29 protein-coding genes are annotated in these 25,769 nt (G+C 51.6%); 22 read left to right on the top strand and 7 right to left on the bottom strand.

Annotated features, from left to right (window positions below; translation table 11 throughout):
• The first annotated feature begins 1 nt into the window (after nucleotide 1).
• A complete protein-coding gene (locus tag B4C79_RS11985) occupies nucleotides 2-958 on the top strand; it encodes a S49 family peptidase (protein ID WP_291740687.1) in 957 nt (318 codons plus the stop codon).
• A gap of 17 nt (nucleotides 959-975) precedes the next feature.
• Here B4C79_RS11985 and B4C79_RS11980 read toward each other — a convergent pair whose 3' ends face one another.
• A complete protein-coding gene (locus tag B4C79_RS11980; protein ID WP_171098951.1) occupies nucleotides 976-1,671 on the bottom strand; it encodes an SAM-dependent methyltransferase in 696 nt (231 codons plus the stop codon).
• A gap of 1 nt (nucleotide 1,672) precedes the next feature.
• Nucleotides 1,673-2,254: a Maf family protein gene (locus B4C79_RS11975; RefSeq protein WP_291740685.1), complete on the bottom strand. Its 582-nt coding sequence runs from the start codon at nucleotides 2,252-2,254 to the stop codon at nucleotides 1,673-1,675.
• Nucleotides 2,255-2,328: 74 nt separating this feature from the next.
• Between B4C79_RS11975 and B4C79_RS11970 the strand changes: the two genes are divergently transcribed.
• From B4C79_RS11970 to nagZ, 20 genes are all read left to right on the top strand, one after another.
• Nucleotides 2,329-2,919, top strand: a complete 591-nt coding sequence (locus tag B4C79_RS11970) for a YceD family protein (RefSeq protein WP_291740683.1) — start codon at nucleotides 2,329-2,331, stop codon at nucleotides 2,917-2,919.
• 24 nt (nucleotides 2,920-2,943) lie between these two features.
• Complete coding sequence (rpmF, locus tag B4C79_RS11965; RefSeq protein WP_008249122.1) at nucleotides 2,944-3,126, top strand: 50S ribosomal protein L32; 183 nt, start codon at nucleotides 2,944-2,946, stop codon at nucleotides 3,124-3,126.
• Nucleotides 3,127-3,191: 65 nt separating this feature from the next.
• Nucleotides 3,192-4,274, top strand: coding sequence for a phosphate acyltransferase PlsX (gene plsX, locus B4C79_RS11960; RefSeq protein ID WP_291740682.1), 1,083 nt, complete (start codon nucleotides 3,192-3,194; stop codon nucleotides 4,272-4,274).
• Entirely contained in the window at nucleotides 4,274-5,251 is a 978-nt protein-coding gene (locus tag B4C79_RS11955) for a beta-ketoacyl-ACP synthase III (RefSeq protein WP_291740681.1), read from the top strand. The genes plsX and B4C79_RS11955 overlap by 1 nt, the downstream gene beginning before the upstream one ends.
• A gap of 37 nt (nucleotides 5,252-5,288) precedes the next feature.
• A complete protein-coding gene (gene fabD / locus B4C79_RS11950) occupies nucleotides 5,289-6,233 on the top strand; it encodes an ACP S-malonyltransferase (RefSeq protein WP_291740678.1) in 945 nt (314 codons plus the stop codon).
• A 13-nt stretch (nucleotides 6,234-6,246) separates the two neighbouring features.
• A complete protein-coding gene (gene fabG, locus B4C79_RS11945) occupies nucleotides 6,247-6,999 on the top strand; it encodes a 3-oxoacyl-ACP reductase FabG (RefSeq protein ID WP_105029034.1) in 753 nt (250 codons plus the stop codon).
• An 82-nt stretch (nucleotides 7,000-7,081) separates the two neighbouring features.
• Nucleotides 7,082-7,321 carry an acyl carrier protein gene (acpP, locus tag B4C79_RS11940; protein ID WP_008249131.1) on the top strand — a complete coding sequence of 80 codons (240 nt, stop codon included), beginning with the start codon at nucleotides 7,082-7,084 and terminating at the stop codon, nucleotides 7,319-7,321.
• A gap of 85 nt (nucleotides 7,322-7,406) precedes the next feature.
• Entirely contained in the window at nucleotides 7,407-8,645 is a 1,239-nt protein-coding gene (gene fabF, locus B4C79_RS11935; RefSeq protein ID WP_291740676.1) for a beta-ketoacyl-ACP synthase II, read from the top strand.
• 396 nt (nucleotides 8,646-9,041) lie between these two features.
• Complete coding sequence (gene rpoE / locus B4C79_RS11930) at nucleotides 9,042-9,644, top strand: RNA polymerase sigma factor RpoE (protein ID WP_008249133.1); 603 nt, start codon at nucleotides 9,042-9,044, stop codon at nucleotides 9,642-9,644.
• Nucleotides 9,645-9,660: 16 nt separating this feature from the next.
• Nucleotides 9,661-10,311 (top strand): sigma-E factor negative regulatory protein, encoded by a 651-nt coding sequence (locus tag B4C79_RS11925; protein ID WP_146106686.1) that lies wholly within the window; start codon nucleotides 9,661-9,663, stop codon nucleotides 10,309-10,311.
• A 14-nt stretch (nucleotides 10,312-10,325) separates the two neighbouring features.
• Nucleotides 10,326-11,306 (top strand): MucB/RseB C-terminal domain-containing protein, encoded by a 981-nt coding sequence (locus tag B4C79_RS11920; RefSeq protein WP_171098965.1) that lies wholly within the window; start codon nucleotides 10,326-10,328, stop codon nucleotides 11,304-11,306.
• A 15-nt stretch (nucleotides 11,307-11,321) separates the two neighbouring features.
• Nucleotides 11,322-12,806 carry a DegQ family serine endoprotease gene (locus B4C79_RS11915; RefSeq protein WP_171098966.1) on the top strand — a complete coding sequence of 495 codons (1,485 nt, stop codon included), beginning with the start codon at nucleotides 11,322-11,324 and terminating at the stop codon, nucleotides 12,804-12,806.
• Between the two features lie 124 nt (nucleotides 12,807-12,930).
• Nucleotides 12,931-14,724 (top strand): translation elongation factor 4, encoded by a 1,794-nt coding sequence (gene lepA, locus B4C79_RS11910; protein WP_291740693.1) that lies wholly within the window; start codon nucleotides 12,931-12,933, stop codon nucleotides 14,722-14,724.
• 2 nt (nucleotides 14,725-14,726) lie between these two features.
• On the top strand, nucleotides 14,727-15,593 hold the full coding sequence (gene lepB, locus B4C79_RS11905; RefSeq protein ID WP_105029040.1) for a signal peptidase I: 867 nt from the start codon (nucleotides 14,727-14,729) through the stop codon (nucleotides 15,591-15,593).
• Nucleotides 15,594-15,613: 20 nt separating this feature from the next.
• A complete protein-coding gene (gene rnc, locus B4C79_RS11900) occupies nucleotides 15,614-16,330 on the top strand; it encodes a ribonuclease III (RefSeq protein ID WP_105029041.1) in 717 nt (238 codons plus the stop codon).
• 1 nt (nucleotide 16,331) lies between these two features.
• Complete coding sequence (gene era, locus B4C79_RS11895) at nucleotides 16,332-17,228, top strand: GTPase Era (RefSeq protein WP_275271550.1); 897 nt, start codon at nucleotides 16,332-16,334, stop codon at nucleotides 17,226-17,228.
• Nucleotides 17,221-17,955, top strand: coding sequence for a DNA repair protein RecO (gene recO, locus B4C79_RS11890; RefSeq protein ID WP_171098972.1), 735 nt, complete (start codon nucleotides 17,221-17,223; stop codon nucleotides 17,953-17,955). Before era ends, recO begins: the two co-directional genes overlap by 8 nt.
• The gene (locus B4C79_RS11885; RefSeq protein WP_291740668.1) at nucleotides 17,952-18,692 is read left to right on the top strand and encodes a pyridoxine 5'-phosphate synthase; all 741 of its coding nucleotides are present in this window, start codon (nucleotides 17,952-17,954) and stop codon (nucleotides 18,690-18,692) included. Before recO ends, B4C79_RS11885 begins: the two co-directional genes overlap by 4 nt.
• A gap of 24 nt (nucleotides 18,693-18,716) precedes the next feature.
• The gene (gene acpS / locus B4C79_RS11880) at nucleotides 18,717-19,121 is read left to right on the top strand and encodes a holo-ACP synthase (protein ID WP_171098976.1); all 405 of its coding nucleotides are present in this window, start codon (nucleotides 18,717-18,719) and stop codon (nucleotides 19,119-19,121) included.
• A 24-nt stretch (nucleotides 19,122-19,145) separates the two neighbouring features.
• Nucleotides 19,146-20,168 (top strand): beta-N-acetylhexosaminidase, encoded by a 1,023-nt coding sequence (gene nagZ / locus B4C79_RS11875; RefSeq protein ID WP_275271547.1) that lies wholly within the window; start codon nucleotides 19,146-19,148, stop codon nucleotides 20,166-20,168.
• 98 nt (nucleotides 20,169-20,266) lie between these two features.
• Here the strand turns inward: nagZ and B4C79_RS11870 are convergent, their stop codons facing one another.
• The 5 genes from B4C79_RS11870 to B4C79_RS11850 all read right to left on the bottom strand — a co-directional run bounded on the left by B4C79_RS11870 (nucleotide 20,267) and on the right by B4C79_RS11850 (nucleotide 24,014).
• On the bottom strand, nucleotides 20,267-21,049 hold the full coding sequence (locus B4C79_RS11870) for a peptidylprolyl isomerase (RefSeq protein ID WP_105029046.1): 783 nt from the start codon (nucleotides 21,047-21,049) through the stop codon (nucleotides 20,267-20,269).
• A 71-nt stretch (nucleotides 21,050-21,120) separates the two neighbouring features.
• Complete coding sequence (locus B4C79_RS11865) at nucleotides 21,121-21,399, bottom strand: BolA family protein (protein ID WP_105029047.1); 279 nt, start codon at nucleotides 21,397-21,399, stop codon at nucleotides 21,121-21,123.
• 3 nt (nucleotides 21,400-21,402) lie between these two features.
• Nucleotides 21,403-22,038, bottom strand: a complete 636-nt coding sequence (locus B4C79_RS11860) for a septation protein A (RefSeq protein WP_105029048.1) — start codon at nucleotides 22,036-22,038, stop codon at nucleotides 21,403-21,405.
• Nucleotides 22,039-22,056: 18 nt separating this feature from the next.
• Nucleotides 22,057-22,470, bottom strand: a complete 414-nt coding sequence (gene msrB / locus B4C79_RS11855) for a peptide-methionine (R)-S-oxide reductase MsrB (RefSeq protein ID WP_291739371.1) — start codon at nucleotides 22,468-22,470, stop codon at nucleotides 22,057-22,059.
• Nucleotides 22,471-22,487: 17 nt separating this feature from the next.
• A complete protein-coding gene (locus B4C79_RS11850) occupies nucleotides 22,488-24,014 on the bottom strand; it encodes a protein adenylyltransferase SelO (protein ID WP_291739368.1) in 1,527 nt (508 codons plus the stop codon).
• Nucleotides 24,015-24,109: 95 nt separating this feature from the next.
• Between B4C79_RS11850 and B4C79_RS11845 the strand changes: the two genes are divergently transcribed.
• Complete coding sequence (locus B4C79_RS11845; RefSeq protein ID WP_291739369.1) at nucleotides 24,110-25,747, top strand: 3-(methylthio)propionyl-CoA ligase; 1,638 nt, start codon at nucleotides 24,110-24,112, stop codon at nucleotides 25,745-25,747.
• The last annotated feature ends 22 nt before the right edge of the window (nucleotides 25,748-25,769 follow it).

Below are 25,769 nucleotides of genomic sequence, written 5' to 3'. Positions count from 1 at the left end.
GATGAGTGAAGAAAACAATCAATGGGAACGCAAGCTTCTAGAGAAACTCGCCTCTGAGGCACTGGTGGAGCAACGCAGAAAGCGTCGCTGGGGTATTTTTTTCAAGCTGATTGGTTTGGTGTATGTGGGCATTTTGATTGCTTCTGTTTTGGGGCTCACAACTACCTCCAGCCTCGAGGTCAGTCGTCACACGGCTTTGGTCGACCTTGATGGGGTCATTGCCAGCGATAGTCTGGCCAGTGCTGACAGAATCAATTCCAGCCTTCGCACTGCATTTGAAAGCGAAGGCTCCGTCGGTGTCATTCTTCGCATCAATAGCCCTGGTGGCAGTCCTGTTCAGGCAGGTTTGATCAACGATGAGATCAAGCGCCTTCGAGCAAAGTATCCCCAAAAACCCTTCTATGCAGTGGTAGAGGAAGTGTGCGCCTCGGGTGGGTATTACGTCGCCGCGGCTGCCGATAAAATTTATGTCGACAAGGCCAGTTTGGTTGGTTCTATCGGCGTGGTCATGAATGGTTTCGGCTTCACGGGCACTATGGAGAAACTGGGCGTCGAACGCCGCTTGATCACCGCGGGTGAAAACAAGGGCTTTCTCGATCCCTTCAGTGAAGCAGACCCTTATCAAACTGAATTTGCCAAACAAATGGCAGAGGAAATTCACCAGCAGTTTATTCAGGTCGTGAAACAAGGGCGAGGCGAAAAACTGGTCCAAAACCCCGAATTGTTCAGTGGTTTGGTCTGGACCGGCGCCAAGAGTGTCGAGTTGGGCTTGGCCGACGAGCTGGGTTCAATTGACACTGTTGCGCGTGACGTGTTGAAGGCTGAAGATATTTTGGACTACACCGAGCAGGATTCATTTGCGGAGCGTTTCGCCGAGCGTGTCGGTGTGGTGTTCGGGCAGGGTGTTCGCAGTGTGTTTCCAGAGTTCGGTGCTCGCCAAACCCTTGGTTTTCAGTAACCTGATTGCTCAGTAGGTCAGGCCGATAGCCACAAAAACAGGCAAGGTAACTTGCCTGGCGTTGGCATCCGTTTCTTCCATTGCTCCACAGTTTTGGTGTGAATTTGCTGCTCGTCGCCTGTCAAATCCCACCCTATGCACAGCAATGTGGAGTCTGAAAGCTGTTTCAAAAGTGCTTCAATCAGTTTCTCGTTCCTGAAAGGCGTTTCGATCACGATTTGAGTGCATTGCTGAACCTTTGACTCCCGCTCAGTTTGCTTGATCCACGCATCGCGCTGCGCAGGATCTAAGGGAGGGTAACCGTAAAAGCGGAAATTCTGACCATTCAAGCCACTGCCCATCAAGGCCAATAAAATAGAGCTTGGTCCAACCAAAGGGTGAACAGGGCATTGCAGCCGATGTGCCAATGCCACAATTTCTGCACCAGGGTCGGCCACGCCGGGGCAGCCAGCGTCACTCATCACTGCGATGGGTTCTCCCGCCTTGCAGCGCTGAACAATATCCTGGCGTTGCTGTGGGGTCAGTTGCGCAATTTCAAATATTTGAAGATCCCGAATGGCCACTGGCATGTTGAATTGCCCCAGTGCAGCCCTGGCAGGTTTTGCGTTCTCCACCAGCCAGGTGTTGCATTGTCGCACCAGGGGCAGGTCGGCCTCCAGCACAGGCTGTTTTGGGGTTTTCTGGCTGAGTGGGCTTGGAACCAAATAAAGCATGTCAGGGCAAGATGAGTTCGAATTGTCGAAGTGCGTTTGCCACTTCGATCAGAGGTAGTCCTATCAGGGCAGTTGGGTCGCTCGATTCAATCCTTTTGAGCAGCGAAATGCCCAATCCCTCACTTTTCGCCGAGCCTGCGCAGTCGTAAGGCTCTTCTGCAATTAAATAGCGTTCAATTTCCGCGGCGTTCAACTCCCGAAACTCAACGGAAGTGGGTACCGTAAATTCCACCGTTTGCGAAGTTTCATGGCAACAAATGCAAACCGCGGTGTGAAACACAATTGTTTTTCCGCTCATGTTGCGCAATTGTGCACGAGCCCTGTCATGGGTGCCCGGCTTGCTAATGGCCACGCCCTCCACGTCGGCCACTTGATCCGAACCAATCACAATGGCCGCCGGGTGTTCGGTCGCCACAGCCATGGCTTTTTCCCGGGCCAGGCGCTTGCAGGTGTCCAGCGGGGTTTCATCTGGTTCAGGTGATTCGTCAATTTGGGGAGATTCGCACCTGAAGTTGATTTGCAGGCGAGTCAACAACTCACGGCGATACTTGGAACTGGAGGCTAGATACAGTGAACGGGTCATTTGAATAGCGCGCTGGCTTTGACAGATTACGTTAAGCAGAGTATTATCGCGCGTTTCCTGCTTTTCTTATCGGCATGCGCCAAAAAAGCCCATTAAAACAGTTTGATGAATTCGACGCATGGTCGTTTTCTCGCTTGGGTGAAAGCATCCGCAGTGAAAATGTGAAGTTTGATTTCCCAAGGCTGGCGAGTGACGAGAATATTTTGTCCAGTCAAATCGAGAATTGGGAAGTGTCCGGGCGAATCAACGCCAAGTCTGAAAGCGTTATCCGGTTCAAAGGCCGGTTTACCGCAGAGCTTTCTTGTGTAGTGTGTGGTTCAGGTGTGCAGCACGCCATTGACTTTGATCGTCATTTGATTTTGATGACTTCCGAAGCACAGGCCGACAGCTATGATGAAGACACACTCGACGAAGACACAGACGTTGTTGCGTGCCCGGGTGCGATAAACTTGCGAGATTGGCTGGAAGATGAAATTTTGTTGGCATGCCCTATGTTCCCCAAGCATGATGCCTGCGCTGAAGAAGCCGGGCGAAGCTGGCGAGAAGAGGGTGCCGATATCGAAGATACTGACGACCATCAGGATGACACTGCTGATGGCCCAACACAGGAAGTACAGCGTCCTTTTGCCAACCTGAGCGATTTGCTCAAGAAAAGCAAGAAGTAACACCTTTATACATGGAGCTTTAAAATGGCCGTTCAACAGAACAAAAAATCACCTTCGAAGCGTGGCATGCACCGCTCACACCAGAACCTGACAGCGCCAACTTTGTCCGCTGACTCCTCTTCTGGTGAAACCCACCTGCGCCACCACATCAGCCCCAATGGCATGTACCGTGGCAAGAAAGTAGTAAAAACCAAAGCTGACGAGTAATTATTTACAAATCAACAAGGCAACTGCAGTCATGTTGCCATGAAAACCAAAAGGTCTAAGAACGGATGGTTCGCATAGCGATTGATTGCATGGGTGGAGACCACGGTTTGTCGGTCACCATCCCGGCCTGTTTGCGCTTTCTCATGCAGCACCCCGATGTTCAGCTAGTGCTCGTCGGAAAGCAGGCTGAAATAGAGGCGGCCTTGGCCAAGAAAAAGGCTTTGGAGCATCCCCAGATCACCATTCGTCACGCCAGTGAGGTGGTTGAAATGGATGAACCGCCAGCACAAGCCTTGCGCAACAAGAAAGACTCATCCATTCGAGTGTGTGCCAATCTGGTAAAAGACGGGTTGGCGTCCGCATTCGTCAGTGCAGGTAACACTGGCGCGCTGATGGCCATTTCCCGTTTTGTGCTCAAAACTCTGGATAGCATTGATCGGCCCGCAATTGCCTCGGCCTTGCCCAATATGAAAGGCAAAGGCACGCTGATGCTCGATCTGGGAGCCAACGTGGATTGCGAACCGGCCCATTTGTTTCAATTCGCTGTCATGGGCTCGGCCTTCGTGAAAGGCACTGAGGGAATTGAAAAGCCCACAGTGGGTTTGCTGAATATTGGTGAGGAAGTGATCAAGGGCAATGATGTGGTCAAAAAGGCCTCGGAATTGTTGCGCGCCAGCGAATTGAACTTCTACGGCAACGTAGAAGGAAACGACATTTACAAAGGCACCACCGACGTAGTGGTGTGCGACGGTTTTGTGGGCAATGTGGCCCTGAAAACGTCTGAGGGTCTGGCACAAATGCTGGGCGATATAATAAAGACAGAGTTCAAGAGAGGCCTGTGGCCCAAAGTTGCTGCGGTATTTGCAGCGCCAGTGTTGCTTCGATTCAAAAAAAGGGTGGACCACCGCCGCTACAACGGAGCTGCATTGCTTGGGCTGAAAGGGATTGTGATCAAAAGCCACGGCTCGGCAGATGCCTATGCCTTCTTCTATGCGATCAAGCGAGCTTACGATGCAGCCAACGGCAATTTGCTGGACAGCATCAGACTCACCATGTCGCACTATGTGCCATTGGCCGCCCCAGCGTCCAACAGCACTCCAGAGGCAGCAGCTGCACCAGTCGAGGCAAAACCAGACCAAGTGATTTAATGTCTCAATACAGTGCAATCCTTGGCACCGGCGCAAGCCTGCCAAGGCGTGCGGTTTCAAACCAGGAGCTGACTGAGTTTCTTGCCTCAAGGGGCGTGGAAACCAGCGCAGAATGGATCGAAACGCGCACCGGGATCAAGCAAAGATACCTTTGCGAAGCCGATGAAACCAACTGTCAAATGGCCAGCAGGGCCGCCTTGCAGGCCCTGAAGGCCGCAGGCGTTCTGCCCGATCAAGTGGACTTGATTGTGTTGGCTACCTCAACCCCTGATCAGGTTTTTCCATCCACTGCCTGCGCAGTTCAAGCTGAAATTGGCGCCAAAAAAGCCATGGCTTTCGATATTCAGGCCGTGTGCAGTGGCTTCGTGTATGCGTTGACTGTTGCTGATTCCATGATCCGTTCCGGGCAGGTAGGTAATGCGCTGGTCATAGGTTCTGAGGTGTTTAGCCGCCTGATGGACTGGAACGACCGCACGACCTGCGTGCTGTTTGGCGATGGCGCAGGTGCGGTATTCATCCAAGCCAGTGCCGAGCCGGGTATTTTGGGCTGTAAGTTGCACTCTGACGGCACCCTGGGCTGTATTTTGAACACCACTGGCCGAATTGATGGCGGGAAGATTGTTGGTGATCCCTTTTTGCGCATGGATGGCCAAGCGGTGTTTCGCCAGGCTGTATCCGTGTTGGGAAGCAATGCACTGGAGTTGTTTGAAAGCCTTTACTTCAGGCTCGAAGACCTCGATTTCCTGGTGCCACACCAAGCCAATGTGCGAATTTTGCATTCCGTTGCGAAAAAACTGAAGCTTCCTGAAGAAAGGGTTGTGATCACTGTCGGTATACATGGCAACACGTCTGCAGCCTCTGTTCCACTGGCTTTGAACCATGCAATCGAGCAAAAACAGATTAAAAAAGGCGATAACGTGCTCTTACAGGGTGTCGGGGGCGGTTTTACATGGGGCAGCGTGCTCGTTCGCATGTAAAATAGCGCAAATTGCAAATTAGATGAATTCCTCGAAAATGACAAAGAAAATCGCCTTCCTGTTTCCAGGGCAGGGTTCGCAATCGGTAGGCATGCTGAACGCCTTTAAAACCAACAATGCCACAGCAAGCCTTTACACCACGGCAGCGCTCGAGGCAGAGCAGGCTTTGGGGCAAAATCTTGCCGCGTTAATCGAGCAAGGGCCTGCCGAGTCGCTCAACTTGACCACCAATACACAGCCAGCCATGTTGATGGCCGATGTGCTGGTTTTGCGCGCTTGGCTTGCTGCGGGTGGTGCCATGCCCAGTTTGGTTGCGGGACACTCCTTGGGTGAATATGCAGCGCTGGTTGCGGCCGGTGTTTTCAGTCTTTCAGAAGGCTTGGGCCTTGTTCGTATCCGGGCTCAGGCCATGCAAGAGGCCGTTCCTGTGGGGCAAGGCGGCATGGCCGCCATTTTGGGTTTGACTGATGAGCAAGTAAAGCAGGCTTGTCAACAGGCTTGCGCGAATGGTGAAGTGGCTGAAGCTGTGAATTTCAATGCACCCAGCCAGGTGGTCATCGCAGGCAGTGCCCAAGGCGTGAAAGCAGCTTGCGAGGCTGCCAAGGCACTGGGTGCCAAGCGTGCCCTTGAGTTGCCCGTCTCTGCGCCATTTCATTCCAGCCTGATGAAGCCCGCCTCTGTAAAATTGGCGGCTGCTTTGGCCAGCACAAATTTCAATTCTCCGGCAGTGCCTGTGTACAACAACATTGATGTCGCTGTAGAATCCGATCCCGCGAGAATTCGCGATGCGCTGGTGCGCCAGGCCTATGGCCCCGTTCGTTGGGTTGAAACCATTCAAGCCATGACTGCTGCGGGCACAACGTTGTTTGTGGAGTGTGGCCCCGGGAAGGTTTTGGCAGGATTGGCGAAGCGAATCAGCGATGTGCCTGTGGTCAATATTTTTGATCCGGACAGCATTCAAGCGGCGCTTGTCGCCGAATAAAGGGATTAACCGAATGACCATGTTTGATTTGACCGGAAAAGTGGCTTTGGTGACAGGTGCAAGTCGCGGTATAGGCCGGGAAATTGCCATTACCTTGGGAAAAGCAGGCGCCGCTGTAGTTGGCACGGCCACATCGGAAGCTGGTGCAGCCGACATCTCGGAAGGTTTGAAAGCAGCTGGCATCAAAGGCTTCGGAGCGGTACTTAATGTGACCGACACGGAAGGTCTTGAACCCCTGTTTTCAAAAATTGCTGAAGAATTAGGGCCAATGACAATTTTGGTCAATAATGCCGGGATTACCCGTGACCAGTTGTCCATGCGTATGAAAGACGAAGATTGGGATGCAGTGATCGCCACCAACCTGACTGCCGTGTTCAAGTTGTCCAAGCTGGCCATGAAACCCATGATGAAGGCACGTACTGGTCGCATGATCAACATCACATCCGTGGTGGGTACCAGTGGCAATGCTGGGCAGGCCAATTATGCCGCGGCCAAAGCTGGCGTGGCCGGAATGACAAAAGCGCTTGCGCGTGAACTGGGAAGCCGCAATATCACGGTAAACTGTGTGGCGCCCGGATTTATCCAAACTGACATGACTGATGCACTGAATGAAACACAGGTGGATCAGTTGAAGCAACAAATCCCGTTGGGCCGTATGGGGCAGGTAGGCGATATTGCTGCGGCAGTGTTATACCTGGCCAGCGACCAGGCGGGGTATGTAACTGGAACCACATTACACGTGAATGGTGGAATGTGGATGGGCTAATAACAAGGCATTTAGAATATGATCTGTCATATCGCTTTGCTATTCTCACTCGATTTTATTAAAAACCCACGGAGGCTCCGTAATGGAAAACATCGAACAGCGCGTTAAAAAGATTGTGGCCGAGCAACTCGGCGTAAAAGAAGAGGAAATCAAGAACGAATCTTCTTTCGTAGATGATCTGGGCGCTGATTCCTTGGACACAGTGGAACTGGTCATGGCTTTGGAAGAAGAATTTGAAACAGAAATTCCTGACGAAGAAGCTGAAAAGATCACCACAGTTCAACAAGCGATTGATTACGTTAAGACAAACTCTAAGTCTTAATGGCTGAATTTGAAGGGGTGCAGAGGAAGCATTGCTTTCCTCGGCCCCTGCCTGTTCAAGCAAACATTGGATAAAGGGAGGGCTTGTGAGCCGTAGACGTGTTGTTATTACCGGTTTGGGCATCATTAGCCCTGTGGGTAATTCTGTTAGCGAGGCTTGGACAAGCCTGACCCAAGGCAAATCTGGCATTTCGACCATTACCCGGTTCGAAACCGAGGCCCTGACGGCAAAAATTGCCGGTGAAGTGAAGGGCTTCGACGTGGCTGAATACATTCCTGGAAAAGAAGCGGCTCGGATGGATACCTTTATCCATTATGGGTTGGCTGCTGGTATTCAAGCATTCAAAGATTCAGGTCTTGAAGTGACCGAACAAAATTCCGAACGAATCGGTGTGAGCATTGGCTCGGGCATTGGTGGTTTGCCGATGATTGAAGACACACACACTGACTTGATCAACAAAGGGTATCGCCGTATTTCCCCTTTCTTTGTGCCCGGCAGCATCATCAATATGATTTCCGGCCACATGTCCATTATGTACGGCCTGAAAGGCCCGAATATCGCCATGGTGACCGCCTGTACAACGGGTACACATTCAATCGGCGAGGCTGCGCGCATTATCGAATACGGTGACGCGGATGTCATGATTGCCGGCGGTGCTGAATCAACTGTGTCACCACTGGGCATTGGTGGCTTTGCTGCAATGCGCGCTTTGTCTACCCGCAATGATGACCCCACAGCCGCAAGTCGCCCTTGGGACAAGGACCGTGATGGGTTTGTTTTAGGCGAAGGCGCCGGTGTGCTCGTGCTTGAGGAATTTGAGCATGCCAAAAAGCGTGGTGCAAAAATTTATGGCGAGGTGGTGGGTTATGGCATGAGTGCCGACGCTAGCCATATGACTGCTCCTTGCGCAGATGGAGACGGTGCAGCGCGTTGCATGAAAGCCGCTTTGCACAATGCTGGCATGAATCCCGATGATGTGAATTACGTGAATGCGCACGGCACGTCGACGCCCTTGGGTGATGTGGCAGAAACCATGGCAGTCAAGCGAGCACTGGGCGATCACGCCTACAAAACTGTGATCAATTCAACCAAAAGCATGACAGGTCATCTGTTGGGTGCTGCGGGCGGTATTGAAGCGGTATTTACGGCGTTGGCGGTTCACCACCAGGTTTCTCCACCCACCATCAATTTGATTGAAGCGGGTGAGGGTTGTGACCTCGATTACTGCGCGAACACGGCCCGTGAGATGAACATCAAACTGGCCTTGTCTAACTCCTTTGGCTTTGGCGGTACCAACGGTACTTTGGCCATTGCACGGGTGTAACGGGGCGCTCCTTGTCAAACACACGGTCGGGCAGCATGTTGAATGAATTTACATTCGCTGCCCGAGTTGTATCTGCCTCGCGCAAATCTGAAAAGCTTGTGTTCAATTTCACCTCCGAATGCGATTCAAGCATGCACATAAAATTTGATCCCCGGTTTTTTCTACTTCGCGCAACATCAAATGGCTTGGAGTATTGCCTGGTTTCCTTTTATCGGGCTTGGGTTTTGCCGTTCGGTATTTTCCTGTTTCCACAACAACCGGTGCTGCTGAAATCCAGGGTTTTGTTCGTGCCTGCTTCCTCCTCGGCTTTTCGGCAGTTGCGTATTTTGGTGTGTCGGCTGCAGTCACATGAAAATGGGGATAAGCCCTCACTTTCCAGCTATTTTTGGAGGATGAATGTCCTCCGATAAAGACGATGATCTGTTGATCGTTCAGCGTGTTCAGGCTGGTGACAAACTCGCGTTCAACTTGTTGGTCAACAAATACCACAGGCGAGTTGCCCGCTTGCTGACGCGCATGGTTCGCAATCAGGAAGACATTGAGGACGTGGTGCAGGAAACCTTCATCAAGGCCTACAGGGCAATCGGTAATTTTCGGGGTGACAGCGCGTTTTACACTTGGATATACCGTATTGCCATCAATACAGCCAAGAATTTGTTGGTGACCCAAGGGCGTCGTCCTTCTACCCTGAAAGAATCAAATGACGGGGACAGTGAAACTTTTGAAGACAATGCTGCTCTTAGTAACATTGATACGCCGGAATCGCTCTACCAAACCAAGCAGATCGGTGAAGCGGTCAATGAGGCCATGGCGGCGTTGCCTGAAGAGTTGCGGTCGGCAATTGTCATGCGCGAGATTGATGGCCTGAGTTACGAAGAGATTGCTGCAGCAATGGATTGCCCAATTGGCACGGTTCGATCGCGAATCTTCCGCGCTAGAGAATCTATTGCAGCAAAAATCAAACCTTTGTTGGAACCCAAAGGCAGCAAGCGTTGGTAAACCGGTGAGTGTAGAAATGAACAGAAACGAACAAATTTCCGCGATGTTGGATGGCGAGCTTGATGAGGTTGAGCTTAAATTCCTTCTTGAGGCCATGGGGGCTGAAGAAGCCCAGACCTGGCAAGGCTATTGCGCGGTGGGCGACTTGATTCGTTCCAGCGAGATGATTGCATTTCACTCTCCGGATTTAGTAGGGCGCATTGCGGCAAGTCTTGAAAGTGAACCAACAGTGGTCGCGCCGGTGCTAGCTACCCAAATTGGTCGTCAAACTGCATTGCAACGCGTGTTTGCGGCAGGGCGCTCGCGCCGTTTGTTGGCCTCGGTGGCTGCGGTGGGGTTTTTCAGCTTTGCATTGAACCAGGCAGTTCCGCCCCTGGACAGCCAGGTTCAAATGGTTCGAACGCAAGCAGTCGAAAACACATTTACGGATCAAGAGCTGGCACTTTGGCAAGAGTATTTCATGGCCCATCAGCAAAACAGCATTCGAGGCGGGTTGTCCGGTGTGTCCCCTATTGCCCGGGTGGAAGCTGATCGCCCGATGCTGGACAATACAGAAACCATCATCGTGAACAATTCTGGCGCTGGTGAATGGATGAATGTGTGGGAACCTTCCCCATACAGCACGGACCCCAGCGTTGAGTTCAACTACGTTTCATCCAGCCGCTAAATGACATTGAAACCATGAAGATGTACCGCCCGTTTCACTTTGCCAAACATGTTGCAACCGGCGTTTTGTTGGCTTCGGTGGCTTTGACCGCTCAGGCAGACCAAAGCCTTTGGAGTTTGGTGTGGGCCAGCCATGATCAAGCCAAGTTCTTGAGCTATTCCGGGTTGTTGATCACCGAGTCTGGCAAACATTCCCAAACCAGCAAGTTGCTTCATCAAGCAACAGCGGGCAGCGAGTTCGAGGTTCTTGAGCGTTTGGATGGGCAGCCCGCAAAATGGATTCGACACAACGATCAAATTCAGTGTGTTATCCCCGATCGGAAAATGATTTTGACCGAGCGGCGCCACACTTCGATCGCCTTTCCCCGAGTACTTGCGGGTGCTGACGGCTCCAATTCACTTGAAAAACTGTACACGATCAGCGAAATGCCGGGGCGCCGAGTGGCTGGCCGTGCAGTCCGGGTGCTGAAGTTGACCCCCAAAGATGATCTGCGTTACGAATACCGTTTGTATGTGGATCGCGAAAACAAGCTTTTAATGCGTTCAGAATTGTATTCTCCGCAGGGTGAAGTTCTTGAAAACGTGGGTTTCAAGGAAATATCATTTGAACCGGCATTGATTGAAAACCCCTCTTTGGTCAAAGCGGGACCAGGTTGGCGAACCAGTAGTACCGAAGTGCGTACACTCACGTCCGATGAATTAAGTTACGATTTGCCAGATCTTGCGTTTGGGTTCAAGAAGGCTGACACGGTTTGCAGGGTAAAGTCCAAAGACGATCAAATTCACCAAACAGTGTATTCGGATGGTTTGTCGACTTTGTCTGTGTTTATTCAGAAAGTTCAGGCCAATCACTCCATGCCGCAAGTGCCCATGAGCCACGGCGCAGTGATGTCGAAGTCTGAAACTCAGGGGCAACACCTGGTGACAGTACTGGGTGAAGTTCCCGAGAAAACCTTGGGACTGTTTCTTAAGTCCGTTCGTTGGAAGTCTCAATAACAAGGAAATTTTTAAATGAGATCTGAAGTGTTGAATTCCCGAAATTTTGTATGGATGGCCTTTTTTTTGCTGGCCACCCTGTTTTTTGCAGGTGCAGTGCCAGCCCATGCGCAGACCAACTCGCGCGGCTTGCCTGACTTTTCCGATTTGGTGGACCGTGTTGGCCCAGCAGTGGTCAACATTCGCACCACTCAAAAAGTAAGCCAGAATCCGCAGGGCTTCCCCGGTTTTCCGGGTATGGATCCCAACGATCCGTTTTTCGAGTTTTTCCGCAGATTCATGCCGCCCGGCACACCCATGCCAGGACAGCCGGGTCAGCCTGGACAGGCGCCTCGTGGTGGTCAGCAGGCTCCCGAGCGTGAAGTGCCGAGTGGTGTTGGATCGGGCTTCGTGATTGATTCTGATGGTTATCTTTTGACCAATCATCATGTGGTGGATGGTGCTGAATCAATTATTGTGACTTTCCCTGACAAGCGTGAATTCAAGGGCAAGGTCATTGGTTCAGACCAGCGGACTGACGTTGCTTTGGTCAAAATTGAAGGCAAAAGCCTGCCATTCCTGAAAATCGGCAATGTGAACAACACCAAGGTAGGTCAATGGGTTGTTGCGATCGGCTCACCTTTCGGTCTTGAAAACTCAGTAACTGCGGGGATTGTGAGTGCCAAAGGGCGCGACACGGGCGAGTATTTGCCTTTTATTCAAACGGATGTGGCGGTGAACCCTGGTAATTCTGGCGGTCCGCTGTTGAATCTGGATGGAGAAGTCATTGGCATCAACTCTCAGATTTACAGCCGCACCGGCGGCTTCATGGGCATTTCCTTCGCCATTCCGATTGACGAAGCCATGCGTGTGGCCAAGCAATTGCGCGAGAACGGCAAAGTAAGCCGGGGGCGCATTGGTGTGGGCATCGGCGAAGTGGATAAAGATGTAGCCAAGGCTTTGGGACTTGATTCCGCTGTGGGTGCGCTGGTGGGTTCGGTCGGCAAAGACAGTCCGGCTGACAAAGCCGGTGTGATTGCGGGCGATATTATTTTGCGATTTGATGGCAAGAAAGTGGAGAAGGCCTCCGACTTGCCGCGCATTGTGGGTGAAACCAAGCCAGGAAGCAAAGTGAACATGGTGTTGTGGCGCAAGGGTGCCGAGAAAACCGTGTCGATTACCGTGGCAGAGTTTGAAACCGAGGCGGCAAAACCGGCAGCGGCACCTGCTGAAAAACCAAAGCCTGTTGAGGCCGACAAACTTGGTTTGACTGTGACTGATCCAACTGCGCAAGAGAAATCTGCCTTGAACCTCACGGGTGGTGTGGTGGTGCGCAATGCGGTGGGTATGGCCGCATCGGCAGGTATCACCGCGGGTGATGTCATTTTGCGAGTGGGTCGAACCGACATCACCTCGGCCAAGCAGTTTGCCGACTTGGTGAAGGCGATTCCAAAGGGGCAGGCAGCCCCAATGTTGGTACGTCGTGGAGAGAACTCTTTCTTCGTGGTGCTGACACCCTGAGCCTTTAGTTCTGAACAACTCGGCAGGCCTCGCGAAATATGCTGTAAAGCAAGGCCTGATCGGGTAAAATGACACGTTACCGAAATTTTCAGGGGGCCAAGCAGCCCCCTTTTTAATGATGCAAATGCAGCACATACGCAATTTTTCGATCATCGCCCACATTGATCACGGGAAATCCACGCTTGCCGACCGCTTGATTCAGAAATGCGGTGGCTTGAGCGACCGGGAAATGGATTCTCAAGTGCTTGATTCGATGGACATTGAGCGAGAGCGTGGCATCACGATCAAAGCGCAGACCGCCGCGCTCACGTACAAAGCCAAAGACGGCAACACCTATTTGCTCAATTTGATTGACACACCGGGGCACGTTGACTTTTCTTACGAAGTAAGCCGGTCATTGTCAGCCTGTGAGGGCGCTTTGCTGGTTGTTGATGCCTCGCAGGGCGTAGAGGCCCAAACCGTGGCCAATTGCTACACAGCCTTGGATCTGGGTGTTGAAGTATTGCCCGTGTTGAACAAAATTGATTTGCCACAAGCCGACCCTGAAAATGCCAAATCCGAAATTGAAGATGTGATTGGCATTGATGCTTCGGAGGCCATTGCCATTTCCGCAAAAACCGGTCTTGGTGTGGACGAGGTACTGGAGCTGATCGTCAACAAGGTGCCACCTGCTCGCGGCAGTCGCGATGCACCTTTGCAAGCCTTGATCATCGACAGCTGGTTTGACAACTATGTGGGTGTGGTGATGTTGGTCCGCGTGATCAACGGTGTGCTCAACCGCAAAGACAAAATCAAGTTGATGGCCACGGGCGACACTTACATTGCCGACGACGTGGGTGTGTTTACGCCCAAGTCGGTTGCGCGTGAATCGCTGTCTGCTGGCGAAGTGGGGTACATCAACGCAGGCATCAAATTGCTTGAAAGTGCCAAGGTTGGCGACACAGTCACCTTGGCTGGCAAGCCAGCTGACAAACCCCTGCCTGGTTTCAAGGAAGTGCAGTCGCAGGTGTTTGCAGGTTTGTTCCCTGTGGAATCAAATCAATACGAGGCCTTGCGTGAGGCTTTGGACAAATTGCGTTTGAACGATGCTGCCCTGAATTACGAGCCCGAGGTGTCTCAGGCTTTGGGTTTTGGTTTCCGTTGTGGTTTCTTGGGCATGTTGCACATGGACATTGTGCAGGAGCGCCTGGAACGCGAATTTGACATGGACTTGATTACGACCGCCCCCACGGTGGTATATGAAATCAAGCAGCGCGATGGCACCATACTTCGCGTGGACAATCCGTCGAAAATGCCAGACCTGAGCAAGGTCGACGAAATTCGTGAACCGATTGTGATTGTGAATTTGTTGATGCCGCAAGAGTATGTGGGGTCGGTAATGACGCTGTGCACGGGGCGGCGTGGTACACAAACCAATATGGTTTACCACGGGCGGCAGGTGCGTATTACGTTTGAGATGCCCATGGCCGAGATCGTTCTCGACTTTTTCGACAAACTGAAATCGACTTCGCGTGGCTACGCGTCCATGGACTATTCCTTCAAGGAATACAGGCCGGCAGACATTGTGAAAGTGGACATGTTGATTAACGGTGAGAAAGTGGATGCCTTGTCGATCATGGTTCACCGAAGCAATGCGATTTACCGTGGCCGTGCAGTGGCTGGCAAAATGCGGGAAATCATTTCTCGTCAAATGTTTGACGTGGCAATTCAAGCGGCGATCGGCGCCAATATTATTGCCCGTGAAACTGTGAAAGCCTTGCGTAAAAATGTGTTGGCCAAGTGTTACGGCGGCGATATTTCACGCAAGAAAAAGCTGTTGGAAAAGCAGAAGGCAGGCAAGAAACGCATGAAGCAGGTCGGTAACGTGGAAATTCCGCAAGAGGCGTTTTTGGCCATTCTCCAAGTGGAAGACAAATAACAATGAATTTTTCCCTGATCCTGTTTTTGCTGGTGTTGTTCACCGGCTTTTTCTATGTGCTTGATGTGTTTGTGTTCAAGCCAAAACGAAAAATGGCAGCAGAGCAAGCCTTGGCTGGTGCAGGGGGCAATGCCAACCTGAATGGTGATGCCGAAAGGCGAATTCGCCAGCAGTACATGAAGCAGCCCTTGTGGCTTGAATACAGTGCGAGCTTCTTTCCGGTCATTTTGTTTGTGTTTGTGTTGCGCTCGTTTGTGGTGGAGCCGTTCAAAATTCCATCTGGATCGATGATTCCAACTTTGCTGATTGGCGACCTTATTCTGGTGAACAAATTCACCTACGGTATTCGCTTGCCAATCGTCGACAAAAAAATCATTCCAATCAATGATCCTCAGCGTGGTGATGTCATGGTGTTTCGTTACCCGCTTGACCCCTCCCTTGATTACATCAAGCGCGTGGTGGGCGTGGGTGGTGACGTGGTGGAATATCGAAACAAGAAGCTGTCGATTAATGGTCAGGTACTGCCAGTGAAAGAACTGGACAAGTACTACGACCCCAATAATTTTTCTTATTCACTGCAATTTCAGGAAACCCTGGGCGGTAAAAAACACCTGGTATTGAATGATGAAGATGCGCCGCCTTACGTGATTGGTGCGCAGTCGTTCAAGAATCGGGACAACTGCAAATACGATGTCACAGGCTTTCGCTGTGTGGTACCGCAGGGGCATTATTTCATGATGGGCGACAACCGGGACAACTCAAGCGACAGCCGTATCTGGGGCTTCGTTTCGGATGAGCAAGTGGTTGGCAAGGCATTTTTGGTGTGGATGAACTTCAATGACTTTTCCCGAATTGGCTTGTTTCATTAAAGCCAGCCTGGAGGTATTGAGTGGATAGTTCAAAGTATTCAAGTCTTGAAGCTGCATTGGGGTACTCGTTCAAAGACCAGGCCTTGCTTCACCTTGCCTTGACACATCGCAGCTACAGCAGCCATCACAACGAGCGTCTGGAATTTCTGGGTGACAGTGTACTGAACTGTGCGGCTTCCATTTTGTTGTTTGAAACGCATCCCGACATGGATGAGGGCAAAATGTCGCGTGTGCGCTCGCATCTGGTCAAACAAGACTGCTTGGCCATGGTGGGTCGCAATCTGTTGCTGGATCAATATTTGTTTCTGGGTGCGGGCGAGCTTCGCAGTGCGAAAACCATCAAGGACAGCATTGTTGCCGATGCACTTGAGGCCCTTTTTGGTGCCATCCTTCTGGATTCAGGCTTTGAGGCAGCACGCGATTGCGTGGTGCGTTTGCTCAAGCCTGTGATGCTTGAAACTCCAATCGAGTCCATGGGCAAAGACCCCAAAACCCGCCTGCAGGAATTGCTGCAGGGCAAGCGCATGAAACTGCCCATGTACCGTGTGTTGGTAGAGGGTGGAACCTCGGCCAGTCCCGAGTTCAGTGTGGAATGTGCGGTTGAAGACCTTGAAATTACCAAGGTTGGGCAGGGGCATTCTCGCCGGGTGGCTGAGCAGCACGCCGCGCAAGCGGTGCTTATCGAATTGCTTGAACGGGAGTATTCTGATCCCAATCAAGCCAGCAGGAGGCAATGACATGGCCGAATCAAAATGCGGCGTGATTGCCGTGGTGGGGCGCCCCAATGTGGGCAAGTCCACCCTTATGAATGGAATGATCGGCGAGCATTTGTCGATCACCTCCAGCAAGCCACAAACCACGCGTCACCGGGTGCTCGGTGTAATGACCGAGACCATCAAAGACGTGCCCACCCAGTTTATTTTTGTGGACACCCCCGGCTTTCAAACCAAGCATTCAAATGCCCTGAATAAAACCATGAACCGCGCCGTGCTCACTGCGTTGGCTGACGTGAATGTGATTTTGTGGGTGATAGAACAAGGCAAGTTGACCCCGGCCGACATGAAGGTGCTGGAGTTGTGCCCCAAGGGTGTGCCGCTGGTGGCGGTGGTGAACAAGGTGGACTTGCTGGAAAAGAAAGCCGAGATGTTGCCTTTTCTTCAAAAGGTAAGTGGGCAACGTAATTTTGATGCAATTGTGCCGTTGAGTGCGCAGGCCATTAAAAATCTGGATGCGCTAAAAGAAGCAGTGTCAGCCCTGTTGCCCGAGCAACCTTTCTTTTACGACGAAGACACCCTGACAGACCGCCCTGAAAAATTTCTTGCCGCAGAGCGTATTCGGGAGAAGCTGTTTCGCTTGGTGGGCGATGAGTTGCCTTACACCTGCACAGTGGTGATCGATAAATTCGAGATTGAAGAAGGTCGCAGGGTTATTTATGCCTCGATCCTGGTGGATCGCTCTTCCCACAAGGCCATGATTATTGGCAAGGGTGGCGAGAAACTGAAACGAATCGGTTCGGAAGCACGCCAGGACATGGAGCGTTTGTTTGGTGGCAGCGTGCATCTTGAAACCTGGGTGAAAGTGCGCAGCGGTTGGGCTGACAACGCAACACTGCTTCAAAGCCTGGGGTATGAATAACACTCGATCCAACACTGATTTTGCCTATGTACTGCACAGTGTGCCGTACAAGGAAACCAGTTTGATTGTTGAGCTGTTTTGCAAGGAACACGGGCGCCTGCCAGTGGTGGCGAAGGGTGCAAAAAGACCGCATTCAGGTTTGCGGGCAGTGTTGGTCAGCTTTCAGCCGCTTTCAGTGCGCTTTACTGGCAAGTCGGAAGTAAAAACCCTGATGCAAGCCGAGTGGCTGGGCGGTTTGATGTCGCCAGATGGCAAAGCATTGTTTGCAGCGTACTATCTGAATGAGCTGCTGATGCGCGGTTTAAGCCGTGAGGACACGCACCCTGATCTGTTTGAGTTGTATCAGAATACCTTGCTGGGTTTGGCTGGGGGCGATGACATGAATGTGTGTATTCGTCAGTTTGAGGTGGGCTTGCTTCAGTCCCTGGGCTACGGCTTTGATTGGCAACAAGACAGGGCCGGTGTTGCAATTGATCCCGATCGTCACTACGTGTGGCAAGAGCAGGAAGGCTGGGCTCCCTCAGACGGGGGAAATGTAAACAATTCGACGAACAGCAGCGTTGAACAGCTAGTCCAGGGTTTGTGGATTGCTGAAATTCAGAATGGCATTTGGTCAAAGTCTGCTGCAAGTGCCTTGAAACCAATTACCCGCAAACTGTTGATGACGCACATTGCGCCGAATGGTTTGATGTCTAGAGTCTGGATGGAGCATTTGTTAAGAGCATGATTGAACTCGGTGTAAACATTGATCACGTGGCCACGATCCGCCAGGCCCGCAGAGGGCACGAGCCCGATCCATTGAGGGCCGCATTGCTGGCGGAAGAATATGGGGCGGACGCCATCACCGTGCATGTTCGCGAGGACAGGCGCCACATGCAGGATGACGATGTACGCCGAATTCGACCTTTGATCAGTACCCGCATGAACTTTGAATGCGCAGTGGTTGAGGAAATGATTCGCCTGGTAGAGGACGTAAAACCTCAGGATGTGTGTTTTGTGCCGGAACGCCGGGAAGAGGTAACCACTGAAGGTGGCCTGGATGTGATTGGTGGTTTTCACCTGATCGCGCCTGCTGTGGCACGCTTGAAAGACCAAGGAATGCGAATTTCGCTGTTCATTGATCCAGACTTGGATCAAATCGAGGCTGCTTTGAAATGCGGGGCAGACGCGATTGAGTTGCACACCGGGCGTTATGCCCACGCGCTGGGATCTGCAGTTGAGCTTGAGCTGTCCAGAATTCGGAAGTCGGCCAATTTCGGTGTGGCCGAAGGGTTGAGGGTAAATGCTGGGCACGGCTTGAACTACGACAATGTGCAGCCTGTGGCCGCGATTGAAACCATTTCAGAGTTGAACATTGGGCACAGCATTGTAGCCAATGCGGTGTTCATGGGTTGGGAATGCGCAATCAAGAAAATGAAAGAGTTGATGATTTCAGCGAAGTTGGAATCAATTCGGCCGCGATAGGCTAAAAATAGGTTTAATTGCCCCATGATAGACGACATTCTAGGTTTGGGTTGTGACATTCTCGAGGTGGGTCGTCTCGAGGGTTTGCTGCGCAAAGGCAGGGATGTGTTTATCAAGCGCGTGCTGACACCCGGCGAGATTGATGAATACGAGCGCCGGTCTGACAAATCGGCCATTCGGGGCACACTGTTTGTTGCAACACGCTATTGCGCCAAGGAGGCCTTTTCAAAGGCCATGGGCACAGGAGTGGGTGCCCAATTCTCGTTTCAGGATTTGTCGGTGTTGAACAGCGATTCCGGGGCACCCGTTTTGGTCTATTCCGAACGCCTCGAGAATTGGTTACAGTCCCGCAGGGCTCAGGCAAAAATTTCCATCAGTGATGAACAGAATTACGTGATGTCAACGGTTATTTTGTATTCAAAACAATAAATTACATTAAGGAATTCATTCAATATGTTAGGTCCATTCATCATTGGTTTGACGGGTTTGACTTTGTCCAAGGAGGACATTGCACGCATTCAAAACCCGGCCGTTGGCGGACTTATTCTTTTCACACGAAACTTTGAAAGCAAGGCGCAACTGATTGATTTGGTGGAGTCTATCCGTTTAAATGGGGGTTTGAACAAGCCCGTTTTTGTGGATCATGAAGGTGGTCGCGTGCAGCGTTTTCGGGATGGTTTTACCGCAATTCCCTCGATGCGCCAAATTGGACAACGCGCCGAAACTGATTTTGACGACGCAGTGCTTTTGGCCCGTGAAGCCGGATTTGTCATGGCTGCCGAATTGCGTGCCTGTGGCATAGACATGAGTTTTGCGCCAGTACTGGACCTGGATTGGGGCAATAGTGAAATTATCGGTGACCGCTCGTTTGGCAAGGACGCCCGAATGGTCTCCCGCCTGTCCTCGGCCTTGATGAATGGCATGGCCCTTGCAGGCATGCAAGCCTGCGGAAAACACTTTCCGGGGCATGGTTGGGTGAGCTTGGACAGCCATTTGGCTTTGCCTCACGACAATCGCTCATTGAATGAAATTTTGAAGGTGGATGCGCTGCCGTATCAATTGAATTCGACCTTGAATATGGCCAGTATCATGCCGGCGCATGTGGTGTATTCCGAGGTGGACCCAATGCCGGCGTGTTTTTCCAGCTTCTGGATTCAAGAGGTATTGAGGGTGAAATTCAGTTTTGACGGTGCAGTGATCAGCGACGACCTGGACATGGTGGGTGCACACGGTGTTGGGGACATACGTGCCCGAGCCAGCGCCGCTTTGCAGGCGGGTTGCGATGCAGTACTTGCTTGCAACAACTTTGACGACATTGACACTTTGGTCAACAACCCGGTACCTGAAGTTCATGAACACATGGAAGTGCGAAATCGCCGATTGAGTCGCTTGCTGTCAGGGCAATCGCTGAATTGGGAAAGCCTGCGTCAAAGTTATATGTATCAGGCGGCAATCGACAGGATTACCAATGCATGAATAACTGCAGATTGAACCACTGATGCACGAGTGAATTCGGTAAAAATAAAAAAGCCGCCAGCAAATTAACTGGCGGCCTTTTTTTTGGGGTTTACTGCTTACTTTACTTTTGCCCCGGACAACAGCTTGCCTTGATACTCTTCCCACTTGTCATTGATCATTTTCTGTTCAAGTTGTGGGCGAATTTCTTCAAGCTTGGGTGGTGTGGCCTGGCGGGTGTCGGCCAACAGAATAACGTGGTAACCAAACTGGCTTTTCACGGGAGTCTTGGTGTATTCGCCTTTCTTCAGGCTTACCATGGCTTGAGAAAACTCGGGTACAAAGCTGTTGGGGTTGGCCCAGTCCAGGTCACCACCATTGGGCGCTGAGCCAGGATCTTTAGACTTGGCTTTTGCGATGTCTGCAAACTTTCCGCCTTTGCCCAACTGATCGATAATGGCTTTGGCCTCAGCCTCCTGCTCAACCAGAATGTGGCTGGCTCGGAATTCGCTGCCACCCATCATTTTGGCGATTTCTGCGTAAGCTGTCTCAACTTCCTTGTCGGTCAGCTTGGTGTTTTTGTAAAAGTCCTCACGCAGGGCATTGGCCAAAATGGCCTGGTTCATCATTTGCACCTGGTACTTCACTTCTGGGCTGCTTCCCAAACCTTTTTTAACGGCTTCCTGCTTCATCACTTCCTGATTAATCAGTTCTTGACGAATGGTAGCGCGCATTTCCGGAGAGGCTGCCTGGCCGCGCTTTTCCTGCTCGGCCATGATGAAATCAACCAAAGCGCTGGGGATGGACTGGCCATTGACCACGGCGGCATTTTGGGCGTAAACGGGGTTGCCAAGAACCAATACGGCTGCCAGGCAAGTTGCTTTCAGGGTGGTTTTCAACATAACAAAATAACCTTGTGTCTCAGAGAGTTAAAACAATGGGCTTGGCTCGAATCCCGGTGCGCGTCTTCTGTTCAGTTCCCTGTGGAGCCTTCAGTGGAGTCCTCAGTGGAATCTATAGCCAAAGCATGGATTTCTTTTTTCATCCATTCTGCCAAAGCATCATACACGAGACGATGGCGCGCTAATGTTCTTAGCCCATTGAAGCGTGCAGACTTCAGTTTGACCCGGTAGTGCCGCCCGCCAGACTTTGCACCTTCATGGCCTGCATGCAAATGTGATTCATCAACCACTTCGACTTTGGCATTGAGTGCGGTTTCAAGACGCTGTTTGATGTCTTCACTGGTGACCATGCTTTACTTGGCCTCGCTGCTTTGTTCATTGGTTTGCTTCATGTGTTTGGACATGTAAAAACCTTGCCCGAACACGAATATCAGAGTGGCCCCCAAGGAGCCGAACAATTTGAAGTCTACCCACACATCGGTTGAGAACGAGTAGGCAACCACAATATTCAAAACGGCCATCACCACAAAAAAGCCTACCCAAGCCCACAATAAATTGACCCAGACCGGGGCGGGAAGATCAACCTGGCCTTTCATCATCAATTCAATAGGATTGCGCTTGAAGGCGTAGGCGATCAGGAAGCCTGCTGCCATGGCGAGGTAGAGCACAGTTGGCTTCCATTTGATGAAGGTTTCGTTTTGCAAAACCAGTGTGGCGCCACCAAACACAGCGATCAGGATCAGGCCGATCCATTGCATGTTTTCCACTTTTTTACCGGTGGCTTTTTGGTAAACGATTTGCAGCACCGTGGCCAGAATGGCGACTACCGTGGCCAGCAAAATTGGCAATTGCGCAGTTTGCACTTCCGCATTGGAAATGCTGCCCAATATGGGTTCAAGCATGGATTGCGCCTGTTCAGGGTTGCTGCCAGCCCATTTAAAGCTGACAAAGAACAGAACAATCGGTAGAAAATCGAGGAGCAGTTTCATGTTGTAGTTGTAGTGTAGTTAAGCCGATGAGTCAGAGGCAAAGGGTTCAAACGCCAAGCTGACCGAGTTGATGCAGTAGCGCAGGCCTGTGGGTGCGGGGCCGTCTTCGAACACATGGCCCAAATGCGAATCGCATATCTTACAGGTCACTTCGGTTCGAATCATGCCGTAGCTGCGGTCTGTGTGTTCTTCTATGTTGTCAGGGTTCAACGGTGCGAAGTAGCTGGGCCAGCCGCAGCCCGAGTCGAACTTGGTGTCTGATGCAAACAATGGGGTGCCGCAGCAAATGCAACGATAAATACCGGGTTCATGGTGATCCCAATATTGCCCGGTAAATGCACGTTCTGTGCCTTTTCTTCGGGTGACTTCAAAGCTGGTGGGTGTGAGTTCTTCGCGCCATTGGGCCTCTGTTTTTATTACTTTTTCAACCATGATCTTGTCTCTCTCATTCATGAAGAACAGCTCAGTACCAGCGATTTTGCCCAGTCGGGTGGCTGTGCCGTGTACTCATCCGGCATTTGTGCTGCATCGTAAGGGTCAGACAACGCCGTGAACAATCGGTTCACCTCGGCAAAATCACCTTTTTGCGCTTGCTCAATGGCGTTTTGCAGCAGGTGGTTTCGCAGCACGAATGCAGGGTTAGTGTGGTCGAGCTGGTGTCGCCACGCTTCAATAGGCAAAGTTTGCTGCTTGGCGACTTCTCGCCATTGTTTGAGCCACAGTTTTGCGTTGTCCACCTGTGCCTCGTCGCCCAAAGCCAACGGGAAAAAGGTGCTTTGCTGCCAACTGGCGAAGTTTTCCTCGTCCGTGGCACTTGGGTTCAGTGTTGAAATTGATCTGAAAAACCGCGTGAAATCGAGTGAATATTCGTGCATGAATTTCAGGGTGTTTTCAATCAGGCTGTCTACGTTATGGCCTCGCTCGTTGGGTAGACCCAGTTTGCGCGAGAATAAAGCGCTGTGCTCGGCGTGAAATACATCCGCAAAGCCATCCAGCAGATTTTGCAGCGTTTCTTTGCTGTCGGGGATTAGCGGGCTTAATGCTTGGGCCAATGCATACAAGTTCCAGTGAGCGATTCTAGGTTGGTTGCGATAGCTGTAGCGGCCCTGGTGGTCGGAATGGTTGCAGATGTGGTCAATGTCGAAACCATCGATGAAGCCATAGGGGCCATAATCAATGGTTAAACCCAGAAGGCTCATGTTGTCGGTGTTCATCACGCCATGACAAAACCCCACGGCTTGCCACTGGGCCACCATGCGCGCTGTGCGTGCCACTACTACACCAAGCCACTGAAGCAAACCGGCATGGAAACTGTCATCGGACTCGCCCAGTTCAATGTCGGGATGATGTTGCTCAACGTGCCAGGTCAGCAAGTTTCGCAACGCCTGGAGCTGATTGGTGTAGCAAAAAAATTCCACATGGCCAAAGCGCATGAAGCTTTCGCTGACACGACACACAATGGCGGCGGTTTCCGTGGTTTCGCGAAACACAGGGTCGGCACTCGCCGTCAGGCTAAGTGCGCGGGTGGTGGGTATGCCAAGTGCATGCATGGCTTCTGAGGCAAGATATTCCCGAATAGACGAACGCAACACCGCGCGGCCATCGGCGTGGCGGGAGTAGGGGGTGGGGCCTGCACCTTTGAGTTGTAGCTGGCGGTATTGCTTGCCCTTGCGAACCTCTGCAATCAGAAGGGCGCGGCCGTCGCCCAACTGGGGTACAAATTGCCCGAACTGGTGGCCGCAATATACGCTAGCTCTGCTTTGGTAACCGGGAAATGGCGAGTTGCCAGAGAGAATATCAATGCCATGTGTGCTGCTCAATTCTTGAGCATTCAAGCCCACTTCGGTGGCCAAGGCGGTGTTAAGGTGAACCAGGCCAGCTTCGGTGCGAAGGGGTGTGGTGGGTACCTCAGCAAGATAAGGCGCACCCAAACTTGCGTATTCTTGAACCAAAATAGAATCGTGATTATGAAACAAAGGGCGGTCCTGAAGTATAGTTTCGTTAAACAACCCCACCATTGTAGTCGGGGATGGCACCAGAACTAATGTAATACCCGGAGGAGAGAGCGCAAATGCAAGGTTTGATGATGAACATGCCCCTGTTGATTTCATCGGTGATGGAACACGCAGAGCGGCACCACCCACATGTTGAAGTTGTGTCACGCCGCACAGAAGGCGATATTCATCGAACTACTTATGGGGAAGTGGCCAAACGCACCAAGAAACTGGCCAATACCTTGACGAACCTTGGCGTTCAACAAGGCGAAAATATTGCTACATTGGCCTGGAACGGCTATCGCCATGTTGAAATTTACTATGCGGTGTCAGGCATGGGCGCGGTGGTACACACCCTGAACCCCCGACTGTTCCCAGAGCAATTGGTTTACATCATCAATCACGCGAAAGACACCATGGTGTTCTTCGACAGCACATTCGCACCATTGATCAAGGCCATTGCACCCGCATGCCCCACAGTGAAGCGCTGGGTACAAATGTGCGATGAAACTGCCATGCCAGCTGAGCCGGCAGTGGCTGGCTGCCTGAACTACGAAGCCTTGATCAAAGACGCTTCCGACCACTATGTGTGGCCGCAACTGGATGAAAATGCAGCCTCGGGTTTGTGTTACACATCGGGCACCACAGGTAACCCCAAAGGTGCCTTGTATTCACACCGTTCAACGGTATTGCATGCCATGGCGGCCTGCACACCCGATGCCTTGGGCTTGAGCAGCCGCGATACGATTTTGCCTGTGGTGCCCATGTTCCACGTCAACGCCTGGGGCATTCCTTACATTGCGCTAATGACTGGCGCAAAAATGGTCATGCCCGGCGGGGCTTTGGACGGTGCTTCCATTTACGAATTGCTGGAAAGCGAGAAGGTGAATTTCTCGGCTGGCGTGCCCACCGTGTGGCTGGGTTTGTTGAACCATGTGCAACAAAATGGCTTGAAGTTTAATCACTTCAATCGCACCGTGATTGGCGGCTCTGCAGCGCCGGCAGCGATGATTAAAACACTGAACAGTTTGGGAGTTGAGGTTATTCATGCCTGGGGCATGACTGAACTTTCGCCCTTGGGCACGGTATGCCGTTTGAAAGCACAGCACATGGAGTTGTCTCTGGAAGAAAAGCAAAACATCATGCAAAAGCAGGGCACTGCAATTTTCGGGGTGGACATGAAAATTGTCAGCGACGATGGCGAGGAATTGCCATGGGACGGCGAGGCTTTCGGTGATTTGCTGGTTCGCGGGCATTGGGTGATTGACAGCTACTACGGCGGAGAAGGTGCAAAGGCATTCACAACCGACAAGGATGGCAAGAAGTGGTTTGCCACAGGCGATGTGTCGAAGATCAATCGCGAAGGCTTTATGCAGATCACTGATCGAAGCAAAGACGTGATCAAGTCTGGCGGTGAATGGATTAGCTCGATTGACCTTGAAAACGTGGCCATGGCGCACCCTGCGGTGCATGAGGCGGCGGTGATTTCTGTTTACCACCCGAAATGGGATGAACGGCCCTTGCTGGTTGTGGTGCGCAAGCCAGGCGTAGAAGTCAGCAAGGAAGAACTGCTGAACTTTTATGAAGGTAAGGTGGCGAAGTACTGTTTGCCCAACGATGTGGCGTTTGTTGATGAATTGCCGCACACAGCGACTGGTAAAATCCAGAAACTGAAATTGCGCGAGCAATTCAAAGACTATCAGTTACCAAACTGAGATTACCCAACCAAATCTAGAG

Origin of the sequence: Limnobacter sp. UBA7229 (genome assembly GCF_002473065.1) — a bacterium.
GTDB lineage: Bacteria > Pseudomonadota > Gammaproteobacteria > Burkholderiales > Burkholderiaceae_B > Limnobacter > Limnobacter profundi.
Note: the sequence above shows the minus strand (reverse complement) of the source record. Positions and strands in the feature narration are given on the sequence as shown.